Origin of the sequence: Ichthyenterobacterium magnum, from assembly GCF_003610635.1 — a bacterium.
Taxonomy (GTDB): domain Bacteria; phylum Bacteroidota; class Bacteroidia; order Flavobacteriales; family Flavobacteriaceae; genus Ichthyenterobacterium; species Ichthyenterobacterium magnum.
On record NZ_RAQJ01000001.1, the window covers coordinates 890,518 to 911,601 of the forward strand.

General features: G+C 31.1%; 18 protein-coding genes. 13 read left to right on the forward strand and 5 right to left on the reverse strand.

Going from position 1 to position 21,084, the window contains the following annotated elements; genetic code table 11:
- Positions 1-83: 83 nt before the first annotated feature.
- Positions 84-1,217 carry an ABC transporter permease gene (locus tag BXY80_RS04255; protein WP_317124926.1) on the forward strand — a complete coding sequence of 378 codons (1,134 nt, stop codon included), beginning with the start codon at positions 84-86 and terminating at the stop codon, positions 1,215-1,217.
- Here the strand turns inward: BXY80_RS04255 and dusB are convergent.
- The gene (dusB, locus tag BXY80_RS04260) at positions 1,214-2,206 is read right to left on the reverse strand and encodes a tRNA dihydrouridine synthase DusB (protein ID WP_120199958.1); all 993 of its coding nucleotides are present in this window, start codon (positions 2,204-2,206) and stop codon (positions 1,214-1,216) included. The genes BXY80_RS04255 and dusB overlap by 4 nt on opposite strands.
- 84 nt (positions 2,207-2,290) lie before the next feature.
- Between dusB and BXY80_RS04265 the strand changes: the two genes are divergently transcribed.
- Genes BXY80_RS04265 through BXY80_RS04280 form a run of 4 tightly spaced genes read left to right on the forward strand, consistent with a single transcriptional unit; the run spans position 2,291 to position 4,832 of the window.
- Positions 2,291-3,034, forward strand: coding sequence for a prolipoprotein diacylglyceryl transferase (locus tag BXY80_RS04265; protein ID WP_120199959.1), 744 nt, complete (start codon positions 2,291-2,293; stop codon positions 3,032-3,034).
- Complete coding sequence (locus BXY80_RS04270; protein ID WP_120199960.1) at positions 3,024-4,418, forward strand: radical SAM protein; 1,395 nt, start codon at positions 3,024-3,026, stop codon at positions 4,416-4,418. Before BXY80_RS04265 ends, BXY80_RS04270 begins: the two co-directional genes overlap by 11 nt.
- Positions 4,415-4,621 carry a hypothetical protein gene (locus tag BXY80_RS04275; RefSeq protein WP_120199961.1) on the forward strand — a complete coding sequence of 69 codons (207 nt, stop codon included), beginning with the start codon at positions 4,415-4,417 and terminating at the stop codon, positions 4,619-4,621. The genes BXY80_RS04270 and BXY80_RS04275 overlap by 4 nt, the downstream gene beginning before the upstream one ends.
- Before the next feature lie 13 nt (positions 4,622-4,634).
- The gene (locus BXY80_RS04280) at positions 4,635-4,832 is read left to right on the forward strand and encodes a hypothetical protein (protein ID WP_120199962.1); all 198 of its coding nucleotides are present in this window, start codon (positions 4,635-4,637) and stop codon (positions 4,830-4,832) included.
- On the opposite strand, the gene BXY80_RS04285 is transcribed toward BXY80_RS04280, so the two are convergent.
- The gene (locus BXY80_RS04285; RefSeq protein WP_120199963.1) at positions 4,833-7,247 is read right to left on the reverse strand and encodes a TonB-dependent receptor domain-containing protein; all 2,415 of its coding nucleotides are present in this window, start codon (positions 7,245-7,247) and stop codon (positions 4,833-4,835) included.
- A 158-nt stretch (positions 7,248-7,405) separates the two neighbouring features.
- On the opposite strand from BXY80_RS04285, the gene lepA reads away from it, so the two are divergent.
- Positions 7,406-9,202 (forward strand): translation elongation factor 4, encoded by a 1,797-nt coding sequence (gene lepA / locus BXY80_RS04290; RefSeq protein WP_120199964.1) that lies wholly within the window; start codon positions 7,406-7,408, stop codon positions 9,200-9,202.
- On the opposite strand, the gene BXY80_RS04295 is transcribed toward lepA, so the two are convergent.
- Complete coding sequence (locus tag BXY80_RS04295) at positions 9,199-11,046, reverse strand: cation:proton antiporter (RefSeq protein WP_120199965.1); 1,848 nt, start codon at positions 11,044-11,046, stop codon at positions 9,199-9,201. The genes lepA and BXY80_RS04295 overlap by 4 nt on opposite strands.
- A 109-nt stretch (positions 11,047-11,155) precedes the next feature.
- Between BXY80_RS04295 and BXY80_RS04300 the strand changes: the two genes are divergently transcribed.
- From BXY80_RS04300 to BXY80_RS04330, 7 genes are read left to right on the forward strand one after another with little or no spacing between them, the layout of a single operon-like run.
- On the forward strand, positions 11,156-12,004 hold the full coding sequence (locus BXY80_RS04300) for a universal stress protein (protein WP_120199966.1): 849 nt from the start codon (positions 11,156-11,158) through the stop codon (positions 12,002-12,004).
- Positions 12,001-14,193, forward strand: coding sequence for a SulP family inorganic anion transporter (locus tag BXY80_RS04305; protein WP_120199967.1), 2,193 nt, complete (start codon positions 12,001-12,003; stop codon positions 14,191-14,193). Before BXY80_RS04300 ends, BXY80_RS04305 begins: the two co-directional genes overlap by 4 nt.
- Before the next feature lie 10 nt (positions 14,194-14,203).
- Positions 14,204-15,061 (forward strand): MBL fold metallo-hydrolase, encoded by an 858-nt coding sequence (locus BXY80_RS04310; RefSeq protein WP_120199968.1) that lies wholly within the window; start codon positions 14,204-14,206, stop codon positions 15,059-15,061.
- Positions 15,062-15,071: 10 nt separating this feature from the next.
- Entirely contained in the window at positions 15,072-16,688 is a 1,617-nt protein-coding gene (locus tag BXY80_RS04315; protein WP_120200352.1) for a S8 family peptidase, read from the forward strand.
- Positions 16,689-16,692: 4 nt separating this feature from the next.
- Positions 16,693-17,076, forward strand: a complete 384-nt coding sequence (rnpA, locus tag BXY80_RS04320) for a ribonuclease P protein component (RefSeq protein WP_120199969.1) — start codon at positions 16,693-16,695, stop codon at positions 17,074-17,076.
- A gap of 5 nt (positions 17,077-17,081) precedes the next feature.
- Positions 17,082-18,716 carry a S41 family peptidase gene (locus tag BXY80_RS04325; RefSeq protein ID WP_120199970.1) on the forward strand — a complete coding sequence of 545 codons (1,635 nt, stop codon included), beginning with the start codon at positions 17,082-17,084 and terminating at the stop codon, positions 18,714-18,716.
- 40 nt (positions 18,717-18,756) lie between these two features.
- Positions 18,757-19,593 carry an OmpA family protein gene (locus BXY80_RS04330; RefSeq protein ID WP_120199971.1) on the forward strand — a complete coding sequence of 279 codons (837 nt, stop codon included), beginning with the start codon at positions 18,757-18,759 and terminating at the stop codon, positions 19,591-19,593.
- Between the two features lie 127 nt (positions 19,594-19,720).
- Here the strand turns inward: BXY80_RS04330 and BXY80_RS04335 are convergent, their stop codons facing one another.
- Together BXY80_RS04335 and BXY80_RS04340 are read right to left on the reverse strand one after the other, a co-directional pair.
- Positions 19,721-20,164 carry a GNAT family N-acetyltransferase gene (locus tag BXY80_RS04335; RefSeq protein ID WP_120199972.1) on the reverse strand — a complete coding sequence of 148 codons (444 nt, stop codon included), beginning with the start codon at positions 20,162-20,164 and terminating at the stop codon, positions 19,721-19,723.
- Between the two features lie 3 nt (positions 20,165-20,167).
- Positions 20,168-21,079, reverse strand: a complete 912-nt coding sequence (locus tag BXY80_RS04340) for a cation diffusion facilitator family transporter (RefSeq protein ID WP_120199973.1) — start codon at positions 21,077-21,079, stop codon at positions 20,168-20,170.
- Positions 21,080-21,084 lie beyond the last annotated feature (5 nt).

Genomic DNA, 21,084 nt, shown 5'->3' on the forward strand with positions numbered 1-21,084 from the left:
TCGTAGTATTGTGTATGCATTTCTCATTATATATAGCTAAGCGATATTTGTTTTCTAGAAGCAGTAATAATGCTATAAACATTATGACTTTAATTGCGGCTTTAGGAATAATAATAACTTCTGCTGCACTTTATATTGTGCTTTCTGGTTTTTCTGGACTAAAAGATTATAGTTTAGAGTTTTCTTCTTTTGTTGATCCAGATTTAAAAATAGTACCACAACAAGGCAAATCGTTTTTAGTGTCTAATGATAATTTATTAGCAATTAATAAAATAAAAGGCGTAACATCTTATTCAAAAATTATTGAAGAAAGCGTTATTGTTGAGTTTGATGGAAAACGTCAAATTGTAACACTTAAAGGTGTTGACGACAACTACAACCAGGTCACACAAATTGATACAATGATTTTTTATGGGAAATGGTTTTCAAAAGGTTCAAATCAAGTGGTTACAGGTCTTGGTATTTCTAATAATTTATCTATTGGTATTTTTGACTATGCAAAGGCTATATCTATTTCTGTCCCCAAACCAGGTAAAGGTCAAATTAGCTCAGTAAAGAGTGCTTTTAATACTATAAGTACAAATAATAGTGGGATTTTTGATATTAATGAAGAACTTAATAATGAGTACATTTTTTCTTCTCTAGAAACCGCTAAACACCTCTTAAATTATAAGGACAACCAAGTGTCTTCATTAGAAATAAAGCTAGATAAAGGAACGGATGAAACACTTATTAAGGAAGCTATTTTAACTGTTTTTAATAATACAGTTGATGTAAAAGACAGGTCGCAATTAAATGATGCTTTGTATAAAATGTTAAACACCGAAAATATAGCTGTTTATCTTATTTTCACACTCGTTATTATAATCGCTTTATTTAATGTTATTGGTGCTTTAATTATGATGATACTTGATAAAAAAGCCTCTGTAACTACCTTATTTAATTTAGGAACAACAGCTAAAGACATAAGAAAAATTTTCTTTCTACAAGGCAGTTTAATGACTGTTTTAGGTGGTTTTATAGGTTTAATTTTAGGTGTTGTTATTGTATTTCTTCAACAGCAATTTTCGTTGATTATGATTACACCGTCTTTACCTTATCCTGTAGCAATGAAGCTTTTTAATTTTTTAATTGTTTTGGCTACAATTATTATTTTAGGCGTTTTAGCCTCTAAGCTTGCCTCGAGGAGAATTACTAAAAATTTCGTGAATTCTTAAGAGAATTGATGATTAGAAAATTTATCTAATACCTCATCAAAAGCAGCAAACACATCTTTAGGGTCATCGCTAGTTACCATTTTCATTCGGTAAGGTTTAAAGTCTGGAATTCCTTTAAAGTAATTTGTATAATGTCGTCTTGTTTCAAAAACGCCTAACTTCTCTCCTTTCCAATCAATAGACATTTGTAAATGTCTACGCGCGGCATCAACACGTTCTTCTAAGGTAATAGGAGTTAAATGCTCGCCTGTTTTAAAAAAGTGTTTTACTTGTTTAAAAAACCATGGGTTACCAATACTTGCGCGCCCAATCATACAGCCATCTAATCCATAACTATCTCGCATTTCCATAGCACGTTCTGGAGATGTCACATCACCATTTCCAAATACTGGAATATGCATTCTTGGATTATTTTTAACTTCTGCAATTGGCTTCCAATTGGCATCGCCTTTATACATTTGTGCACGTGTACGTCCATGAATAGAAATAGCTTTACAGCCAACATCTTGTAAACGTTCGGCTACTTCAACAATTTTTATAGAATCGTGATCCCAACCCAAACGTGTCTTTACGGTTACTGGTAAATTAGTCCGTTTAACTATTTCTGCAGTTAAGCTTTCCATAAGGCAGATATCTTTTAAAATACCTGCACCAGCACCTTTACTCACTACCTTTTTAACAGGACAACCAAAATTAATGTCAATGATATCTGGATTAGATTTCTCTACAATATCAATAGTTTTTAGCATGCTATCTAAATTGGCTCCAAAAATTTGAATACCAACTGGTCGTTCCTTCTCATAAATATCAAGCTTCATAACGCTTTTTGCAGCATCACGAATTAAACCTTCGCTAGAAATAAACTCTGTATAAACCACATCTGCGCCTTGCTCTTTACATAAGGCTCTAAAAGGTGGATCACTCACATCTTCCATTGGTGCCAAAAGCAATGGGAAATCTGGAAGTTCTATGTTGTCTATTTTTACCAAGATTTAAAAAAATTTGAAGCAAAATTACATCTTTTTAAGTTATTGCGTATCTTCAATGTTATTTAACCTATTATAACTTCTTTATTGACAATTCCTTTTGAACCTATTCTTTTTGGTTATTCTATAAACATTCACCTTGTTTTAGAGTATTTGGCTTTTTTTGTGGCATTTCGTTATTATGTGATTTTACGTAAACAAAGTAAAGACTCCATTTCATCTATTAACCGATTATCTATTATTCTGGGTGCTGCGCTTGGCGCATTAATTGGATCACGATTAATCGGTTTATTAGAAAACCCTTTAGTAGAGTTTTCGCAAGAAAACTTTATTCAGCTTATAAACACTAAAACCATAATGGGTGGATTATTTGGAGGTTTACTTGGTGTTGAATTGGCTAAAAAAGTAATAGGCGAAACCAGCTCATCTGGTGACTTGTTTGTGTTTCCAATTATTCTAGGAATATTTATTGGTAGAATTGGTTGTTTTCTATCTGGAACAAACGAGTTTACTTATGGAATACAAACAGTTTCTGTTTTTGGGATGAACTTAGGTGATGATATACTAAGACATCCTGTTGCTTTATATGAATTAGTGTTTTTAATCCTTTTATTTTTTGGCTTAAAACATTTGCAGAACAATTCAAACTTAAAAAATGGTGCGCTTTTTAAATGGTTCATGATTTTCTATTTTACATTTCGGTTCTTTATTGAATTTTTAAAACCTAACGTGTTTTATGTTTTAGGTTTAAGTACAATTCAAATTTTATGTCTAATTTGTTTACTCTATTATCACAAAACAATTTTAAACCGTTTTAAAAATGCCAGTTAGAAAATACACATATTACGATTTTACATTAAGCTTATGCCCTGAGTGCTTAAAACGTGTGGATGCTAAAATTGTTTTTGAAAACAGTAACGTATATATGCTTAAACGCTGCAATGAACATGGCAACTCTAAAGTGCTTATTGCTGATGATATTGAGTATTATAAAAACATAAGAAACTATAACAAGCCTAGTGAAACACCTTATACGTTTAATACAAAAACACACTATGGTTGTCCTTACGATTGTGGTTTGTGCCCAGATCATGAACAACATTCATGCTTAACCGTTGTAGAGGTTACAGATCGTTGTAATTTAACTTGTCCAACCTGTTATGCAGGATCTTCTCCAACTTATGGTAGACATCGTACTTTAGATGAAGTTAAGCAAATGCTTGATACTATTGTAAAGAATGAAAAAGAACCAGATGTGGTTCAAATTTCAGGTGGCGAACCAACCATTCATCCTCAATTTTTTGAGATTTTAGACTATGCCAAATCGCTTCCTATTAGGCATTTAATGTTAAACACTAACGGAATTAAAATAGCAAAGGATTTCGCTTTCGCAGAAAAACTTAAAACTTATGCTCCAGATTTTGAAATTTATTTACAATTTGATTCTTTTCAAAACAGCGTATTGCAAGAATTACGAGGGGCAGATTTAAGAGATATTCGCAAACAAGCCATAGAAAACCTCAACAAATTAAACCTATCTACAACTTTAGTTGTAACACTCCAAAAAGGATTAAATGATGACGAAATTGGCAAAGTAATTGAATATGCTTTACAACAAAAATGCGTTAGAGGTGTTACGCTTCAGCCTACACAAATTGCAGGTAGATTAGATAACTTTAATCCTGAAACTGATCGTATGACACTTACAGAAGTGCGTCGAAAAATTCTCGAACAAACAAGCATTTTCAATCCTGATGATTTGTTGCCTGTACCTTGCAATCCTGATGCGTTAGTAATGGGTTACGCTTTAAAATTAGGCGGCGAAGTATTTCCGTTAACACGATATATAAACCCAAACGATTTATTAGACAATAGCAAAAATACCATAATTTATGAGCAAGACGAACAGCTTCATGGCAAAATGATTGAGCTCTTTAGCACTGGTAACTCTGTTGAAGTTGCCGAAGAAAACCTAAAGTCTATAATGTGTTGTTTGCCAAGTATTGATGCACCTAATCTAGGTTACGATAATTTATTTCGTGTCATTATTATGCAGTTTATTGATGCCTATAATTTTGATGTTCGTGCTATAAAAAAATCTTGTGTTCATATAGTAGATAAAGACAATAAAATAATTCCGTTTGAAACTATGAACCTGTTTTATCGTGATGATAAAAAGAAATACTTAGAAGAACTTAAAAATGAAATAGTATGAGTTATTTATTAACTTTAGATTCTGGTTGGGAATTGCTAATACTATTAATTCTAGCAATTATCTTTTTGCCTCCAATAATTTTAACAGTTATAGGTTTAGTTTTAAGAAACAAAAAGCCTAAAACTTCAAAAGTACTTTTAATACTTGCTGTTGTTTATGTTATAATTAGTTTTGGGTATTGCGGGACACTAATGTTAATGTAGAGAATAAAAAATTATGTTTTTAGAAATAGGAAATCTCGATGGGTTAATATTTTTGATTTTAGCAATTATGCTAGGACCAGCTATACTTCTTGCGGTTATAGGTTTTGCAGTACGAAAAAAAAGTAAAAAAGCAACCAAGGTTTTATACATCTTGGCCACTGTTTATGTTATTGTAAGCTTTGGTATTTGTGGCAGTATGATGGTGATGTGATTAGTTAGAGACCTTTTCTAAACGATCTCGTTCTTCTAACTCTTTTGTACGCTCGTTAGTTTGTAGTTTTGTGTTACCAAACTTGTATCTAAACCCTAATTTTATAAAACGGTTATCTAAATCTACATTATTACTACTAAACTGATTAGCATAACGTGTATCAACTTCAAAATCTTGCATATTAAACAAATCGCTAACCGTTAATGATAGCATGCCTTTTTTCTTTAAAATGGATTTAGATATAGTTAGGTTAGAATATAATCGATCTTCAACTGTTTGTAAACCCTGAAGGTTTTTACCCAACCAAGTAAGGTCTAGATATACATTTAGGGTTTTGTCTTTTAATAATGTAAAATCATTAGTAAACACACTATAATTAGACCATTGGTCTTGAGTTACAAAGCCATTGCCAAAATTTGTTTCTTCTTCAATATTATAAAACGACGTTACAAAATAAACGTTCCAACGCTCAGAAATATCAAAAGAGGTAGAAAAGTCAAAGCCAAACTCTACGGTTTTATCAAAATTAACCGATATATATTCAATAACATTTGTGTCGTTATTCTGTCTTGGTATTTCTGAGATGCTGCCTTTATAGTTTTGATAATAGGCTTCGACAGTAAACTTTTCAAATAGTGTTGTTCCTAAAACAATATGATCTAAAAATGTAGGTTTTAAATTTGGGTTACCCACAACAACATAGTTATCGTTTAAGAAAAAGCGAAACGGATTTAAATCTATATAACTTGGTCTTGCAATACTTCGTTTATAATTAACATAGAGGTTAAACGCATCAGAGATATTGTGTTGTACGCTTGCGTTGGGAAACCATTCTAAATAATCTTGTTTGCTTGTTTGATTTGTTGACAGCGATAAGCCTTCAATATTAGTTTGCTCAATTCTTAGCCCAAGACTTAAACTAAAAGCATCTGTATTTGAACTATAATTTGCGTAACCAGAAAACACGTCTTCATCATAATTAAACGCATCAGAATTTAGTGCATCTATAGTTTCATTTCCTGTACTAATATCAACATCAGATTGGGTAATATCACTTTTTGTTTTAATGTTAGAAAACTTTAAGCCAGTTTCAAAGTTTGATGTTTGGTTTATAGGGAAGCTATAATCTACTTTAGACGTGAAAATTTTAGTGTCTTGATTGGCTCTTGTATTAAAAGCCGATGAGCTAGAATAATCATCATTTACATCATAAAAATCACTTGTAACACCTTGAAATCTTTTATAATCATAAGTGGTGAAATGTGAATTAAATGATAAAACCCCTTTTTTAAACTGATGAACAAAATCTAAATCAAAACCAATATTATACTTATCGTCACTTGATAAGTTGTCTGTAGTAAAGCGTGATAAAAAATCTAAATCATTATCTCTAATCGTTGTGTTGTTTGAGATTTTATATTTAAAATAAGGAATATACAATGCGTTAGACGAGAGACTTAATGTATTGTTATCATCAATAAAATAATCGAAATTTAAATTTAAATTATGTGTTTTAGTCCAAGTGTTTCTATTGGTTAACGACCTCCAAGCTTGTTCAACTTGGTTAGAGCCATCAAGATAGTTTACCACATCATCTCCATCTCTATTTCTCTTGCTCTTAGTATAATTATAATTAAGGTTAAGGTTTAGTTTTTTATTCTTAAAAAAATGACTAGTACCAACATTGTATATTGGAAAAACACCTTGTGTGTAATTAGTAAAAACATTTCCTCTATAACCTAAAATAATATTTTTACTCATAACTATACTTAAAACAACACCACTTTCTGCATCATATTTTGCAGAAGGATTAGTAATCACCTCAATAGATTTTATACTACTAGCCGAAGCGCCTTCTAAAAGCTGAGTTAGTTCGTCAGACGATAAGTTAACCTTTCTGTTATTTATGTATACTGTTGGTGATGAATTTTTAACAGTAATAGAGTTGTTAATCACCAAAACACCTGGCGTGCTTTTTAAAGCTTGAAGCATATTGCCTTCGGTTAAGGCTGTATTTTCAATATTAAAGACTAAACGGTCAGCTTCTTTTTTAAGTGTTGGTCGCTTAGCTATTATACTTACTTCGTCAAGAGATGCTATATCTTCTTCTAAAATAATTGTTTCAAAAACAAAATCTTTATGTAATTCAACAGGTTTAATTACTTCTTTATATCCAATAAAACTAAATTTAACAATGTAATCACCTTCATTTAAAGATTCTATATTAAAGTACCCATTATCATCTGTACTTGTGCCGTGGACTACAGCAGACTCCTGTTCTGTTAAGACTAATACATTAACAAACGAAACAGGTTTATTATGACCATCATAAATTTGACCAGAAATAGAGAACTCTTGACTAAAACCAAGAAAAGGTAATAGCAATAATAATAAAATGTAGGAAGTGTGTTTCAAGCTTAGTTTCGGTTTAGCGTCGCAATATATAAATTGTTTTAGACTTTTAATTACGGAAAAACCGTAAAAGCATTGTATTTTGTTCTAAACAAAAATGAAATAAAGCCTAATAAATCACTTATATTTGCAGCTGATTTATTTTAGGAAGAAGCGATTTTATGAAGCACATTAGAAATTTTTGCATTATAGCACATATAGATCACGGTAAGAGTACACTTGCAGATCGTTTACTAGATGTTACAGATTCTGTAACTGCTCGTGAGCAACAAGCGCAACTTTTAGATAGTATGGATTTAGAGCGCGAACGTGGTATTACCATTAAATCGCACGCCATACAAATGGAATACACTTACCAAGGACAAGAGTATATTTTAAACTTAATAGATACTCCAGGACACGTAGATTTCTCTTACGAAGTGTCTCGATCTATTGCTGCCTGCGAAGGTGCTTTGCTTATTGTTGATGCTGCTCAAAGTATACAAGCACAAACCATTTCTAATTTATATTTAGCTTTAGAAAATGATTTAGAAATTATTCCTGTACTTAACAAAGTAGATTTACCAAGTGCTAATCCTGAAGAGGTTACAGATGATATTGTAGATCTTTTAGGATGTGACCCTGAAGAAGTAATACATGCAAGTGGAAAAACAGGTTTTGGTGTAGAAAATATTTTAAAAGCAATTATTGAACGTGTTCCTGCTCCAGATGGTGACCCAGATGCGCCTTTACAAGCTTTAATTTTCGATTCGGTTTACAATACATTTAGAGGTATTGAAACCTATTTTAGAGTTTTTAATGGTGAAATTAAAAAAGGTCAAAAAATAAAATTTGTTGCAACAGGCAAGGAATATAATGCAGATGAAGTTGGTACACTTAAACTAAATCAAGTTGCAAAACAAAGTGTAAAAACTGGCGATGTAGGTTATTTAATTACTGGAATTAAAACAGCAAAAGAAGTAAAAGTAGGCGATACAATTACAGATTTTGCAAACCCAACAACCAATATTGTAGAAGGTTTTGAAGATGTAAAACCAATGGTTTTTGCGGGTATTTACCCTGTAGATACAGAAGATTATGAAGAGCTTCGTAACTCTATGGAAAAGCTACAACTAAACGATGCATCGTTAGTATTTGCCCCAGAAAGTTCTGCTGCTTTAGGTTTTGGTTTCCGATGTGGTTTCTTAGGGATGCTACATATGGAGATTATACAAGAGCGTTTAGAACGTGAGTTTGATATGACTGTTATTACAACAGTACCAAATGTATCTTACAATGCGTTTACAAACAAAAACCCAGACGACGCATTTATTGTAAATAACCCATCAGACTTACCAGATCCTTCTACTGTAAACCGTGTGGAAGAACCTTATATAAAAGCAACTATAATTACAAAATCTGACTTTGTTGGTAATGTCATGTCACTATGTATCGAAAAGCGTGGTATGATTATTAATCAAACCTATTTAACTCCTGTACGTGTTGAGTTAACTTTTGAAATGCCGTTAGCAGAAATTGTATTTGATTTTTATGATAGGTTAAAAACTGTATCTAAAGGTTATGCTTCTTTTGATTATCACCCTATAGGCATGAAAGTATCAAAACTAGTGCGTTTAGATGTGTTATTAAATGCACAACCTGTTGATGCACTTTCTGCTTTAATACATGCAGATAACGCACACAATATTGGTAAAAAAATGTGCGAAAAGTTAAAAGAGCTAATCCCACGTCAACAGTTTGATATTCCTATTCAAGCAGCTATTGGCGCTAAAATTATTGCCAGAGAAACAGTTAAAGCTTTACGTAAAGATGTAACGGCAAAATGTTATGGTGGTGATATTTCACGTAAACGTAAACTTCTTGAAAAACAGAAAAAAGGTAAAAAACGTATGCGTCAAGTTGGTAATGTAGAAATACCTCAGCAAGCATTTATGGCTGTTTTGAAACTAAACGATTAGTCTTCGTTAACAACTTTTTCGACATCAAATGGTTTTCCTAAATATACGAGCTTAGAGTTTTCCTTTATTTCAGTAATATCTGTATTGTAAGAGGAAATAATTACAAATTCATTATTATTATCTTTTAAAAATAATGGTATAATATCTTTATCTGTATTAGCTATTTCAATAAGGTTTAGGTATTCCTCTTCATCATTCACATCTATTTCCTGTATAGAAGGGTGTTTTTTAGCAACCTCTGCTAAAGAGTTAAAGTCGTCTGTATGAGAAAATAATCCTTCGTGCGGATTATTATTTTCATCTAACATTTCTTCTGTAGATACTAACCTAAACGAGCCGTTTTCGCCAAATTGTTTACTAAATTTATTGATGGCATATTTATTAATATCTGAGTTTCCGGTTAATGCCATTAAATAGCCAACGTCATTCAATTCTATATTATCTGTAAGTGTTTCTGAATAAATATTGGTATCAAAAGCTTCTAAACCAAGTTCCTTAGCTTTTTTAATGTTGTTTTGATTACTATCTATAAGTACAACATGTCTTCCGTTAGTTTCTAAATAATGCCCCAAAAGTCGAGATACTTTAGATGCGCCAATAATTAAAATCCCATTAGATTTTGTTAAAAACACACCTACCATTTTAGCAAATAATCGCGCCGTAGTTGCGTTTAATAAAACGGTTCCTAGCACAATCATAAAAACCAATGGTGTTATATATTCTGCCCCTACAACGCCTTGTTTTAATAGTTTACTACCAAAAAGAGAGGCAATACCAGCTGCCACAATACCACGAGGACCAACCCAACTGATAAAAAGTTTTTCATTGAGATTAAGCTTTGAATCTCTTGTGCTTAAAAACACAGCTAAAGGCCTAATAACAAAAACAACGATAGCAAAAAGAGCTACTGTTTTCCATGTGTAAAGTAACTCTAAGTCTTCAATATTAATGTTGGCTGCTAAAAGAATAAATAGAATAGAAATTAACAATACGCTAAGGGATTCTTTAAAATAAAGAAGTTCCTTAATGTTGTCCAACTTACTGTTTCCTAATACCATACCCATAACTACCACAGCTAATAAACCAGATTCGTGAGCAAATATTTCAGATTCAACAAAAACTAATAAAACTGTAGATAGCGATACTACATTTAATAAATAATGTGGAATAAATTTTTTGTTAATAGCAAAAGCTAGAGCATGAGCAAATGTAAACCCAAATGTGGTACCAAATAATACAATTTTACCAAACTCAATGAGTGCTGTTTTAGTAAAACCACTATCTCCACCAACGCTTATAAACTCAAAAACCAAAACCGCCACCAATGCTCCAATAGGATCAATTAAAATGCCTTCCCATTTTAAAACGGTTGAAATATCTTTTTTAAGCGGAATATTTCTTAAAATAGGTGTGATTACTGTTGGTCCAGTAACAATTATCAAACCTGCAAAAAGAAACGATAGATCCCAACTTAAATTAAAAATATAATGTGCTACTATACCAGCACCAAAAAACGTAACTGCAGAGCCTAAAGTAATAAGCTTGGTAATAACTGGGCCAACAGTTTTTATTTCTGATCGTTTAAGTGTTAAACCACCTTCAAAAAGAATAATACTAATAGCAAGAGAAACAAAGTAGTACAAACTGTCTCCTGGGAATAGTCCTTTTTCTCCATTCCATATTGGTTCTATCCATTTTGTTCCATCTTCGCTTAAAAATTCAGCAGCAATTGGCCCAACTAATAAACCAATAAGAATTAAGGGAAGAATTGCTGGGATTTTAAATTTCCATGCAACCCATTGTGCTAAAATACCTAATATGATAATTCCTGCAAGTTCTAGCATTTAATTTGTTTTTTGTGAAATTAGTAAAAAATTACAATTATATGTCTTTGCATTGGCTTTTCAAAAATAGTACTATCTTTCAAACCTTAAATTAAATGATTTAATAGCATTGTCTTTAAAACCTTTTAAAACCATAGGAATTGGGGTAACTTTCTCACCTAATCTTAAAGCTAATATTTATGAGGCTTCTAGGTTATCACTTATGTTTCGATCTAAATTAATATTGATTCATGTTGGGGAAAAATCTTCAGAAAAAGAAATACAATTTCAATCTATTTTAGAGCCTTTCATTAAAGAAGGGCTTAATTATGAAATCGTTTTTAAATCTGGAAATCCTGTTGAAGTAATTTTATCAACTTCAGAAGAAAAAAAGGTTGACTTGCTAATTTTAGGAGCTTTACAACGTGAAAATTTCTTAAAATATTATGTTGGTTCTATAGCAAGAAAAATAACACGTCAAGCAAAGTGTTCTCTTTTATTATTAATAAACCCTTCTATAGAACGTATCGCTTGTCAACACATTGTAGTAAATGGTCTTAAAGATCCTAAAACAAAAGAGACCATTGCTTCGGCATTTTATGTTGCTAGCCATTTAAAGTCTAATCGTGTTACTATTGTTGAAGAAATTAAACAAGAAGAAATAGCTGTTACTGTTGAAGACGACAAATCTCTTAGAAAAGCGACCATTTTAAAAGAACGTATAAAATTACGTGAGACATCAAGAATTAACGCTATTGTTGCGCATATTCCTAAAGCGCTTACAAAAAACATTTCTATAAAATCTCAACCTATTTTTGGTAAACAAGGTTATTCTATTGGGCATTATGCCCAAATAGCTCGAGCAGATTTATTAGTCATGAATGCGCCAAGTAAAATGACATTTTGGGACCGTTTATTTCCTCATGATATTGAACATATTTTAACCGAACTACCAACCGATGTTTTAATTATTCAATGAGTCCAAAAAAAAATAACATAACAGACTTTTTTAAAGCATTGCCTAAAAATATATTTTCTGGTTTTGTAGTTAGCCTTATTGCTTTACCTCTAGGTTTAGGCTTAGCTATGGCTAGTGAAGCGCCTCCAATTGCTGGCATTATTGCTGCTGTTGTAGGTGGAATTGTAGTTTCAATTTTGGGTGGAAGCCATGTTACTATTTCTGGTCCAGGAAACGGATTGGTTGGTGTTTTACTTGTTGCAATAACGACTCTTGGTCTCGACAGTGCTTATGCGGCAATTATCTGTTCAGGAATACTTTTGGCTATACTTGGTTTTTTACGCATGGGAAAACTTGCAGATTTCTTTCCATCTTCCGCAATTCAAGGCATGCTAGCTGCAATTGGGCTTATCATTTTAGGGAAACAGTTTCATATAATGCTTGCTCATAAGATTAAGAGAGAAAGCACTATAGATTACCTTATAGAAATTCCTTATACTATAAATGATGCTATTCATTACGACAAAGAAGGCTTAATTTATGCCGCAATTGCCGGTGTTTTAAGCTTAATTATTATGGTGTTTTATCCAAAAATTCGTAATAAATATTTACAACTAATTCCTGCGCCTATGTGGATTGTAATTCTATCTATTGGGTTTAGCTATTATTTTGAATTGGTTGCTCATGAACAAAACCCTATTTCAAAATTATATATGATTTCTGGTATTCCAGAATTTAAAGATATTATAGCACAATTACCTTCTGTAGATTTTGGAAAAGCAGGTCAGTTCACATTTTGGTCTAGTGTATTTGCTCTTACATTAATAGCAAGTATAGAATCTCTATTAAGTATTAAAGCTGTAGATAAATTAGATCCAGAAAAAAGACGCTCTAACGTTAATCGTGATTTAAAAGCATTAGGTCTAGCTACAATTGGTAGTGGGTTTTTAGGTGGATTAAATGTGGTTACTGTCATTGCACGTAGTTCTGTTAACGTAAATAATAATGGTAGTAATCGGTCTTCAAATTTTTTTCACGCTATTTTTCTAGTCATATTTATTGTATTATTTAGCACACAACTTACTAGAATACCATTACCTGCACTTATGGCTATTTTAGTTTTTACCGGTTATAAGCTTGCATCTCCAGACACTATAAAAAACATCTTTTCTATAGGAAAAGAGCAGCTTATAATTTTCTTTGTAACGCTACTTGTTACGCTTAAAATAGGGCTTATAACAGGTATTCTATCTGGTGTTATTGTCACTTTTATTATTCATATGATCATCAATAAAAGCTTTTCGTTGTTTGCAAGAAATGTTTTAAAACCAAATGTTTTGATGTTTCAAGAAGAAGAAGATGGTGTTTTTTATATTAGTGTTAAACATTTTTGTAGCTTTTTAAACTTCTATAGGTTAAAAAACAAGCTTAATATGGTTCCTGAAAATCAAGATGTTGTTATTGATTTCTCACTTTGTGAATTTGTAGACCATACTGTTATGGAAAACCTCAATAATTATCGTGATTTGTTTACAAAAAGAGGTGGTCATTTTGAAGTTGTAGGCCTTGATATGCACGATACAGATTCTCAACATCCTTTTGCTTTAAGGCGTTTGCTTCCTGTACCAAATATTATTAAAAACAATCTAACTAAGCGCCAGTCAAATATTGAAGACTTAGCAAAAGACTACGCTTTAACTTATGAGTCTAAAAAACAAAAAGGCACCTTGTTTTTAAATGATTTTCATTTTTTTAGAACAAAATCTATAAACCATATTTATAACCAATTATTAAGTAAAAATGAGGTCTTAAATATTTTTGATATTGAGTTTTCTGAAGGCGAATTTATAGCAAAAGAAGTTATACGATCATCTATGCTTCACATTACATTAGACAAGTCAATCCCAGAGTTTACTTTAGACCGAGAAGGTTTTTTAGAAAAAATATATGCCTTTGCTGGGTTTAAAGATATTCCTATTCAAGAACATTCAGATTTCTCTAAACGTTTTTATTTGCTTGGTGAAAACGAAACAGAAATTAAACAATTTTTTAATGAAGATTTAATTCACTTTTTTGAAAGCAATCCTTATTATCATATAGAATCTAACGGAAATGCTTTACTAGTTTTTGGAAAAGAACGTATAGCTAGCATAAAAGAGCTTAAAGCTTTATTTGATTTTGGTAAGCGTTTAAAGCAAGTTATTGCTTAACTTTATAATTATGAATTTATATCCAATAAACGCTGGTAATTTTAAACTTGACGGTGGTGCCATGTTTGGTGTGGTACCTAAATCGTTATGGACACGTACAAATCCAGCAGATGCTAACAATATGATTGATATTGCGGCACGTTGTTTGTTAATTGAAGATGGTAATCGTCTAATTTTAATAGACACAGGAATGGGCAACAAACAAAGCGATAAATTTTTTGGCTATTATCACCTTTGGGGAAATGATACTATTGATAAGTCTTTAGCTATTTATGGGTTTCATCGCGATGATATTACAGATGTGTTTATGACACATTTACACTTTGATCATTGCGGCGGAAGCGTACAGTGGAATAAAGACAAAACCGGTTATGAGCCCGCTTTTAAAAACGCTCATTTTTGGAGTAATACAAATCATTGGCAATGGGCAACTCAGCCAAATAATAGAGAAAAAGCATCTTTTTTAAAAGAAAACATTCTACCAATGGAAGCTAGCGGTCAATTAAAATTCACTTCACTTCCACAGGAAACTATTTTAAAAAACTCTCAATTAGGTTTCGATATTTTCTTTGCTAACGGTCATACAGAAAAGCAAATGATTCCTATGCTCAATTATAATGGGAAAACCATCTGTTTTATGGCAGATTTATTACCAACTGCTGGTCACTTACCTATTCCGTTTGTTATGGGTTATGATACAAGACCTTTATTAACTTTAGATGAAAAAGCTACTTTTTTAAACCTAGCTGCAGATAATAATTACTTCCTGTTTTTAGAACACGATGCGCATAATGAAATTATAACGGTAAAACACACCGAAAAAGGTGTGAGGCTTAATGAAGTGTTCTCAACTCAAGATATTTTTTAAACCAATTGCAATGAAACATTTTACACATAAGCTTTTATATATAGTATTAATTACTTCGTTTTTATATAACTGTGGAGGTGCTTCTGGCTTAATTTCTACACCAATAGAAAATATTGATACTTTGCCAATTAAGGTTTCAGATTTATCTGAAAATGAAGAACAAAATTGGATACATTTAGATTTTGAAAAAGATACTATTCCTGGAATAAGTTTAGATAAAACTTATAACGAGATTATTAAAAATAAAAAAGGACAAACCACAATTGTAGCAGTTATAGATTCTGGTATCGATACTAGTCATGAAGATTTAGATGCTGTTATTTGGACCAACACTAAAGAAATACCTAATAATAATAAAGATGATGATGGTAATGGTTATGTAGATGATATACATGGGTGGAATTTTTTAGGAAACACTACAAATGAACAGCTAGAATATGTGCGTTTATTGGCATCAGGAAACACAAGTCACCCAAGATATGCTGAGGCTCAGGCAGAACTTGCTAGTAGTATTCAAAGATATACCGAGCTTAAATCTAGACATGAAAACATATTAAAACAAATTGATGATGCCGATAAAGCCGTAGCGCAACACTTAGGGAAAAACACCTATACAAAAGAAGAGGTTAACGCTATTAAAACAGAAGATAACTCGCTTTCAGAATCCGTTCAAATTATTAAACTAATGCTTATTGATTTTAGAACTATTGCTGATGTAAAAGACGCTATAAACCAAAACATAAGCCTATATAGTGATCGGCTTAATTTTCATTTAAATAAAAATTTTAAAGGCAAAAAAACCAATGACAATAAAGATGATTTAACCGATGTTGGTTATGGTAACGGCAATGTAAACCCGAGCAACCCAAGTAGAACTCATGGTACTCATGTTTCTGGTATTATAGCTGCAAAACGCAATAATAATAGAGGTATTAAAGGTGTTGCAAATAATGTGAAAATAATGTGTATTAAATCTACACCTAATGGTGATGAATATGATAAAGATGTAGCCTTAGGTATTAGATATGCTGCAGATAATGGTGCTAAAGTAATTAATATGAGTTTTGGCAAATATTATTCGCCACATAGTGATTGGGTTAGAGATGCTATTGCGTATGCTGCAACAAAAGATGTATTAATAGTTACCGGCTCTGGTAACGAAGGCTTAAACTTAGATACTACAAACAACTTTCCTAATGATCAAATAAATAATGGTCCTGAGGTTTCAGATAATTTTTTATCTGTTGGTGCTTTGGGTCCTAAATATGGCGCAAATTTAGTTGCCGATTATTCTAATTACGGAAAAACTAATGTTGATATTTTTTCTCCAGGCTCAAAAATATATTCTAGCGTTCCGGGTAATACCTATAAATTTGCTCAAGGTACATCTATGGCTTCACCTGTTGTTGCTGGTGTTGCTGCTTTAATACGATCACAATACCCCAGTTTAAAAGCTTCTCAAGTAAAAAAAATAATTTTAGACTCGGGAATACCGCTTAAAACTAAAGTTGTTATTCCTGGTGATTCTGGAAATATTAAAGCCTTTAATACACTTTCTAAATCAGGCAAAATGGTTAATGCTTATAATGCGCTTATTTTAGCTAAGCAAATGGTAGATAGAAATTAATTAAATGAAAGCGACATATTCAAAAAAAGAAAAGCTAAAAAGTCAAAAACTCATTGAGCAATTGTTTAGTGAAGGGAAATCTGTTTCGGCGTATCCCCTTAGAATGGTTTATCTTAAAACAACATTTAATGATAATACAAAACTTAAAACAGGCGTATCTGTAAGTAAACGAAATTTTAAAAAAGCTGTAGACAGAAATAGAATTAAGCGTCTACTAAGAGAAGCTTATAGACTTAATAAAGCATCATATTTTAACAACATTACAACATCTTATGCGTTAATGATTTTGTACATTGGTAAAGATGGAACAGATTTTGAGACCGTAGATAAAAAAACGAAACAATTATTTAAGTCGTTTTTAGAAAAAATCTCAAGAGATTTAAATTAACTACAATGAAAAAAATATTACAAAAGCGCGTTTTAATTCCGGTTTTAGCTATTACTATGTTATTTACGGGAACAGCTTTTAAAAGCGATTTTTTTGAAATTGCTAAACAAATAGAAATCTTCACAACATTATTTAAAGAACTCAACATGAATTATGTTGATGACACCAATCCTGGAGATTTAATGGACACTGCCATAAAAAGCATGCTTAGTGATTTAGATCCTTATACAAACTATTTTAACGAACAAGATGTTGAAGCATCACGCATTAATAATGCTGGTGATTATACAGGTATTGGAGCTAATGTGCTTACCTTAAAAGATAAACTCGTTATCATTGAGCCTTATAAAGGTTTTCCTGCAGATCAAGCTGGCATGAAAGCTGGTGATGAAATTATTAAGGTAGAAAATGTAAACGTAGCAGACTTTAAAGATGATGCAGGAAACTTATTACAGGGCGCAGCTGGTACTACAGTTAATGTTACTTATGTTAGACAAGGTAAAACCCAAACGGCAGCTATAAAACGTCAAGCAGAAAGTATTAAAGCTGTACCTCATTTTTCTATGATTAATGATGAAACTGGATATATTGTATTAAGAAAATTTACACGTACAACATCAACTGAAACCAAAGCTGCTGTTAGAAACCTAAAAAATCAAGGTGCTAAAAATCTTATTTTAGATTTAAGAGGAAATCCAGGTGGTTTGCTTCATGAAGCTGTAAATGTAACCAACATTTTTGTGCCTAAAAATCAGCTTGTAGTTACGACTAAGTCTAAAGTAAAAAAGTATAATAAAACCTATTATACACAAAAAGAACCTTTAGATACCGAAATCCCTTTAGTCGTTTTAATTGATGGAAGAAGCGCTTCGGCCAGCGAAATTGTTTCTGGAGCCTTACAAGATTTAGATCGTGCCGTAGTTATTGGTGCTAGAAGTTTTGGTAAAGGTCTTGTTCAGCGTCCTAAAAAATTAACCTACGGAACCCAAATGAAAATTACCATCTCAAGATATTACACACCATCTGGACGCTGTATTCAAGCGTTAGATTACTGGAATAGAGATGAAAACGGAAAAGCTACTCGTGTAAAAAGAGAAAATTACAATGCGTTTAAAACTAAAAAAGGTAGAACAGTTTATGATGGTGGTGGTGTACAACCTGACCTTGAGCTTGAAGAATCTAAATACAGCTCTATAACCAACGCAATACTTAATGAGAATTTAATTTTTAATTATGCTACTAAGTATTATTACAATAATACCATAAATGATATCAACACATTTAAGCTAAGTGATGCCGATTATTCAAATTTTAAAAATTTCTTAAATACTAATAACTTTAGTTTTGAAACTAAAACTGAAAAGGCTTTTAATGATGCTTTTGAAGTCGCTAAAAAAGAAAATCTAAATACACAAATACAACAAAATTATAATAATTTAATAACGAGTATTGAAACTTATAAAAACAAAACTATCGATGATAATAAAGCACAATTAATGTCATTATTATCTGATGAGATTGTTAAAAGGTATTTTTATAGGGAAGGTTTATACACATATTATGTGGCTAATAATTTTGAAATTCAAAAAGGTTTAGAAATTTTAAATAATCCATCAAAATATAATAGTTATTTAAACTAAGTATGATTAAAACTCTAAAATAAATTATATTTAATCACTTATGAAAAAGTTAATCATCTTTTTTGTTTTAATATCACAGATTATTGTAGCTCAAAAAGAAGTTACACATGTGGTATATTTTGAAACAGATGAGTTTGATGTTCCATCTACAGAACATTATAGGTTATTACTATTTCTTTCAGAAATAGAAACACTAGATATTCAAAAAATTTCAATTTATGGGTTTACAGACGATAGAGGTAGTGATTCTTATAATATGGTGTTATCTCAAAATAGGGCTAATTCAATAAAAACAATATTCTCTAATAATGAATTTGATGAAGATATCATCACAAACGTTGATGGTAAAGGTGAGATTTTATTAAAATTGGTAAAAGAAGAAGATCTTCATAGAATACGAGGTTTAAATCGTAAAGTTGAAATCATTGTAAAACCTTATTCACCTCCAAGAGTAAAAAAAGTAGTAACTAAAAAACCAGATATAAAAGAGGTTTTAAAAGGCGAAGTTAAAGCTGGTGATAAGTTTACACTAGATAATATATTATTTAAAACAGGTTATAGTTATTTATTACCAGAATCTAAAAAAACTTTAGAAGATGTTGCAAAAGCGTTACTAGAGCGTGAAGACATTTACTTTACAATACAGGGTCATGTGTGTTGTACAAAACATAGTAGAGATGCCATAGATAGAAAAACAAAAAAGCGTAATTTATCTGTAGCAAGAGCTAAATATATTTATGATTACTTAGCAAAAAAAGGGATTAATAAAAGGCGAATGAAATATGTGGGCATGCGACGTAAATTTCCACTTGGTGGCGAACCTAAATACGATCGTCGTGTAGAGATTTTAATAACTTATATAGGTAAAAATAATTAGTTTATTATTAATTATCAGATAAATGATGTTCGTCAACCTGAACTTGTTTCAGGTTCTCATTATAGATACTTAAACTTTTAAATGATGAGATTTCGAAATAAATTCGGAATGACGCTTCAAAATATAATTAGTTTTTAATCATAGCCACATGAGGTATTCCATCTTCTAGATACTCCTCGCCTGTTTCAAAAAAATCTAAATTATTATAAAAACGTTTTAAATATGTTTGTGCAGATATTTTTATATCTGTTTCATTATAATAGTCTTTAATGGCTTTAACAGAAGCTTTCATAATATCATAACCATATTTATACTTACGTTCACTTTCTGCTACCACTACTCTACCAATGCTAGATTTTTTAAAATAATCGCCAGGTTTAAACACACGTGTATAAGCAACTAAATTATTGTTTTTATATCCTAAAATATGAAGTGCTTTATGGTCTTTTCCATCTATATCTTGATATACACAATCTTGTTCTACAACAAAAACTTCACTACGTAATTGTAATAAATCATACAATTCTTGGGTTGTTAACTCACTAAAATATTTGGTTGTAATATGTATCATAACTTAATCTTGAACAATTACTTCTTTGTCATCACATTTTCCAAATTCTGGTTGAATGTTAACATGATTAATTTCAAATTTATGAAATAATATATCTTGAATAGCATTTAAAATTACATCAAATTCTGAAAGTTTAATATCGCTATCAAAATCTATATGAGCTTCGAAATGAGTTTCTTGTTCGTTAAGCTGCCATAAGTGAATATGGTGTACATTTTTTACGGTATCTATTTTCTGAATTTCTAAAACAATATCTTTTATTTTTATAGAGTCTGGTGTAAATAACATAAGTACTTTAAACGAATCTTTTAATAAATCATAACCAACCCAAATTAAATATAAAGCAATTGCTAATGTTAATACACTATCTATCCAAAATAATTGGTAATATTTCATTAATAAACCACCAATTAAAACAGCAAGACTAGCCATCATATCTGTGAGTAAATGCAGATAAGCGCTTTTCATATTCATGTTGGCTTCAGAATCTTTTTTTAATAACAATACACTAAAACCATTAGCTACTATTCCTAAAAGTGATAACCAAATAACAATATTAGACTCTATTATTTCTGGGGTTTTAAAACGTTTTATAGCTTCAATTATTAAAATAATTGCTACAACAATTAAGGTTGCAGCATTAATAAAAGCTGCTAAAATTTCTGCGCGTTTATAACCAAATGTTTTTTTAATTGAAGCTTCTTTTTTAGCAAGAAGATTTGCTATATAACTTATAATTAAAGAAACTACATCACTAAAATTATGAAGCGCATCACTTATTAAAGATAAACTTCCAGAAATAATTCCACCTATTACTTGAGCAACAGTAATAGCTGTATTTAATACAATAGATATTAAAAGATTTTTTCCTTTTATCTCTTTATGAGAATGATTATGATTGTGAGAATGACCCATTTTAT

Bases quoted from the DNA above. Each gene is read 5' to 3' on its own strand.
- BXY80_RS04335 (WP_120199972.1), bottom strand. From the start codon at position 20,164: ATGATACATATTACAACCAAATATTTTAGTGAGTTAACAACCCAAGAA.
- BXY80_RS04325 (WP_120199970.1), top strand. From the start codon at position 17,082: ATGAAAAAAATATTACAAAAGCGCGTTTTAATTCCGGTTTTAGCTATT.
- BXY80_RS04340 (WP_120199973.1), bottom strand. From the start codon at position 21,079: ATGGGTCATTCTCACAATCATAATCATTCTCATAAAGAGATAAAAGGA.
- BXY80_RS04315 (WP_120200352.1), top strand. From the start codon at position 15,072: ATGAAACATTTTACACATAAGCTTTTATATATAGTATTAATTACTTCG.
- BXY80_RS04280 (WP_120199962.1), top strand. From the start codon at position 4,635: ATGTTTTTAGAAATAGGAAATCTCGATGGGTTAATATTTTTGATTTTA.
- BXY80_RS04295 (WP_120199965.1), bottom strand. From the start codon at position 11,046: ATGCTAGAACTTGCAGGAATTATCATATTAGGTATTTTAGCACAATGG.
- BXY80_RS04305 (WP_120199967.1), top strand. From the start codon at position 12,001: ATGAGTCCAAAAAAAAATAACATAACAGACTTTTTTAAAGCATTGCCT.
- rnpA (WP_120199969.1), top strand. From the start codon at position 16,693: ATGAAAGCGACATATTCAAAAAAAGAAAAGCTAAAAAGTCAAAAACTC.
- BXY80_RS04330 (WP_120199971.1), top strand. From the start codon at position 18,757: ATGAAAAAGTTAATCATCTTTTTTGTTTTAATATCACAGATTATTGTA.
- BXY80_RS04275 (WP_120199961.1), top strand. From the start codon at position 4,415: ATGAGTTATTTATTAACTTTAGATTCTGGTTGGGAATTGCTAATACTA.
- BXY80_RS04270 (WP_120199960.1), top strand. From the start codon at position 3,024: ATGCCAGTTAGAAAATACACATATTACGATTTTACATTAAGCTTATGC.
- BXY80_RS04310 (WP_120199968.1), top strand. From the start codon at position 14,204: ATGAATTTATATCCAATAAACGCTGGTAATTTTAAACTTGACGGTGGT.
- BXY80_RS04255 (WP_317124926.1), top strand. From the start codon at position 84: ATGACTTTAATTGCGGCTTTAGGAATAATAATAACTTCTGCTGCACTT.
- lepA (WP_120199964.1), top strand. From the start codon at position 7,406: ATGAAGCACATTAGAAATTTTTGCATTATAGCACATATAGATCACGGT.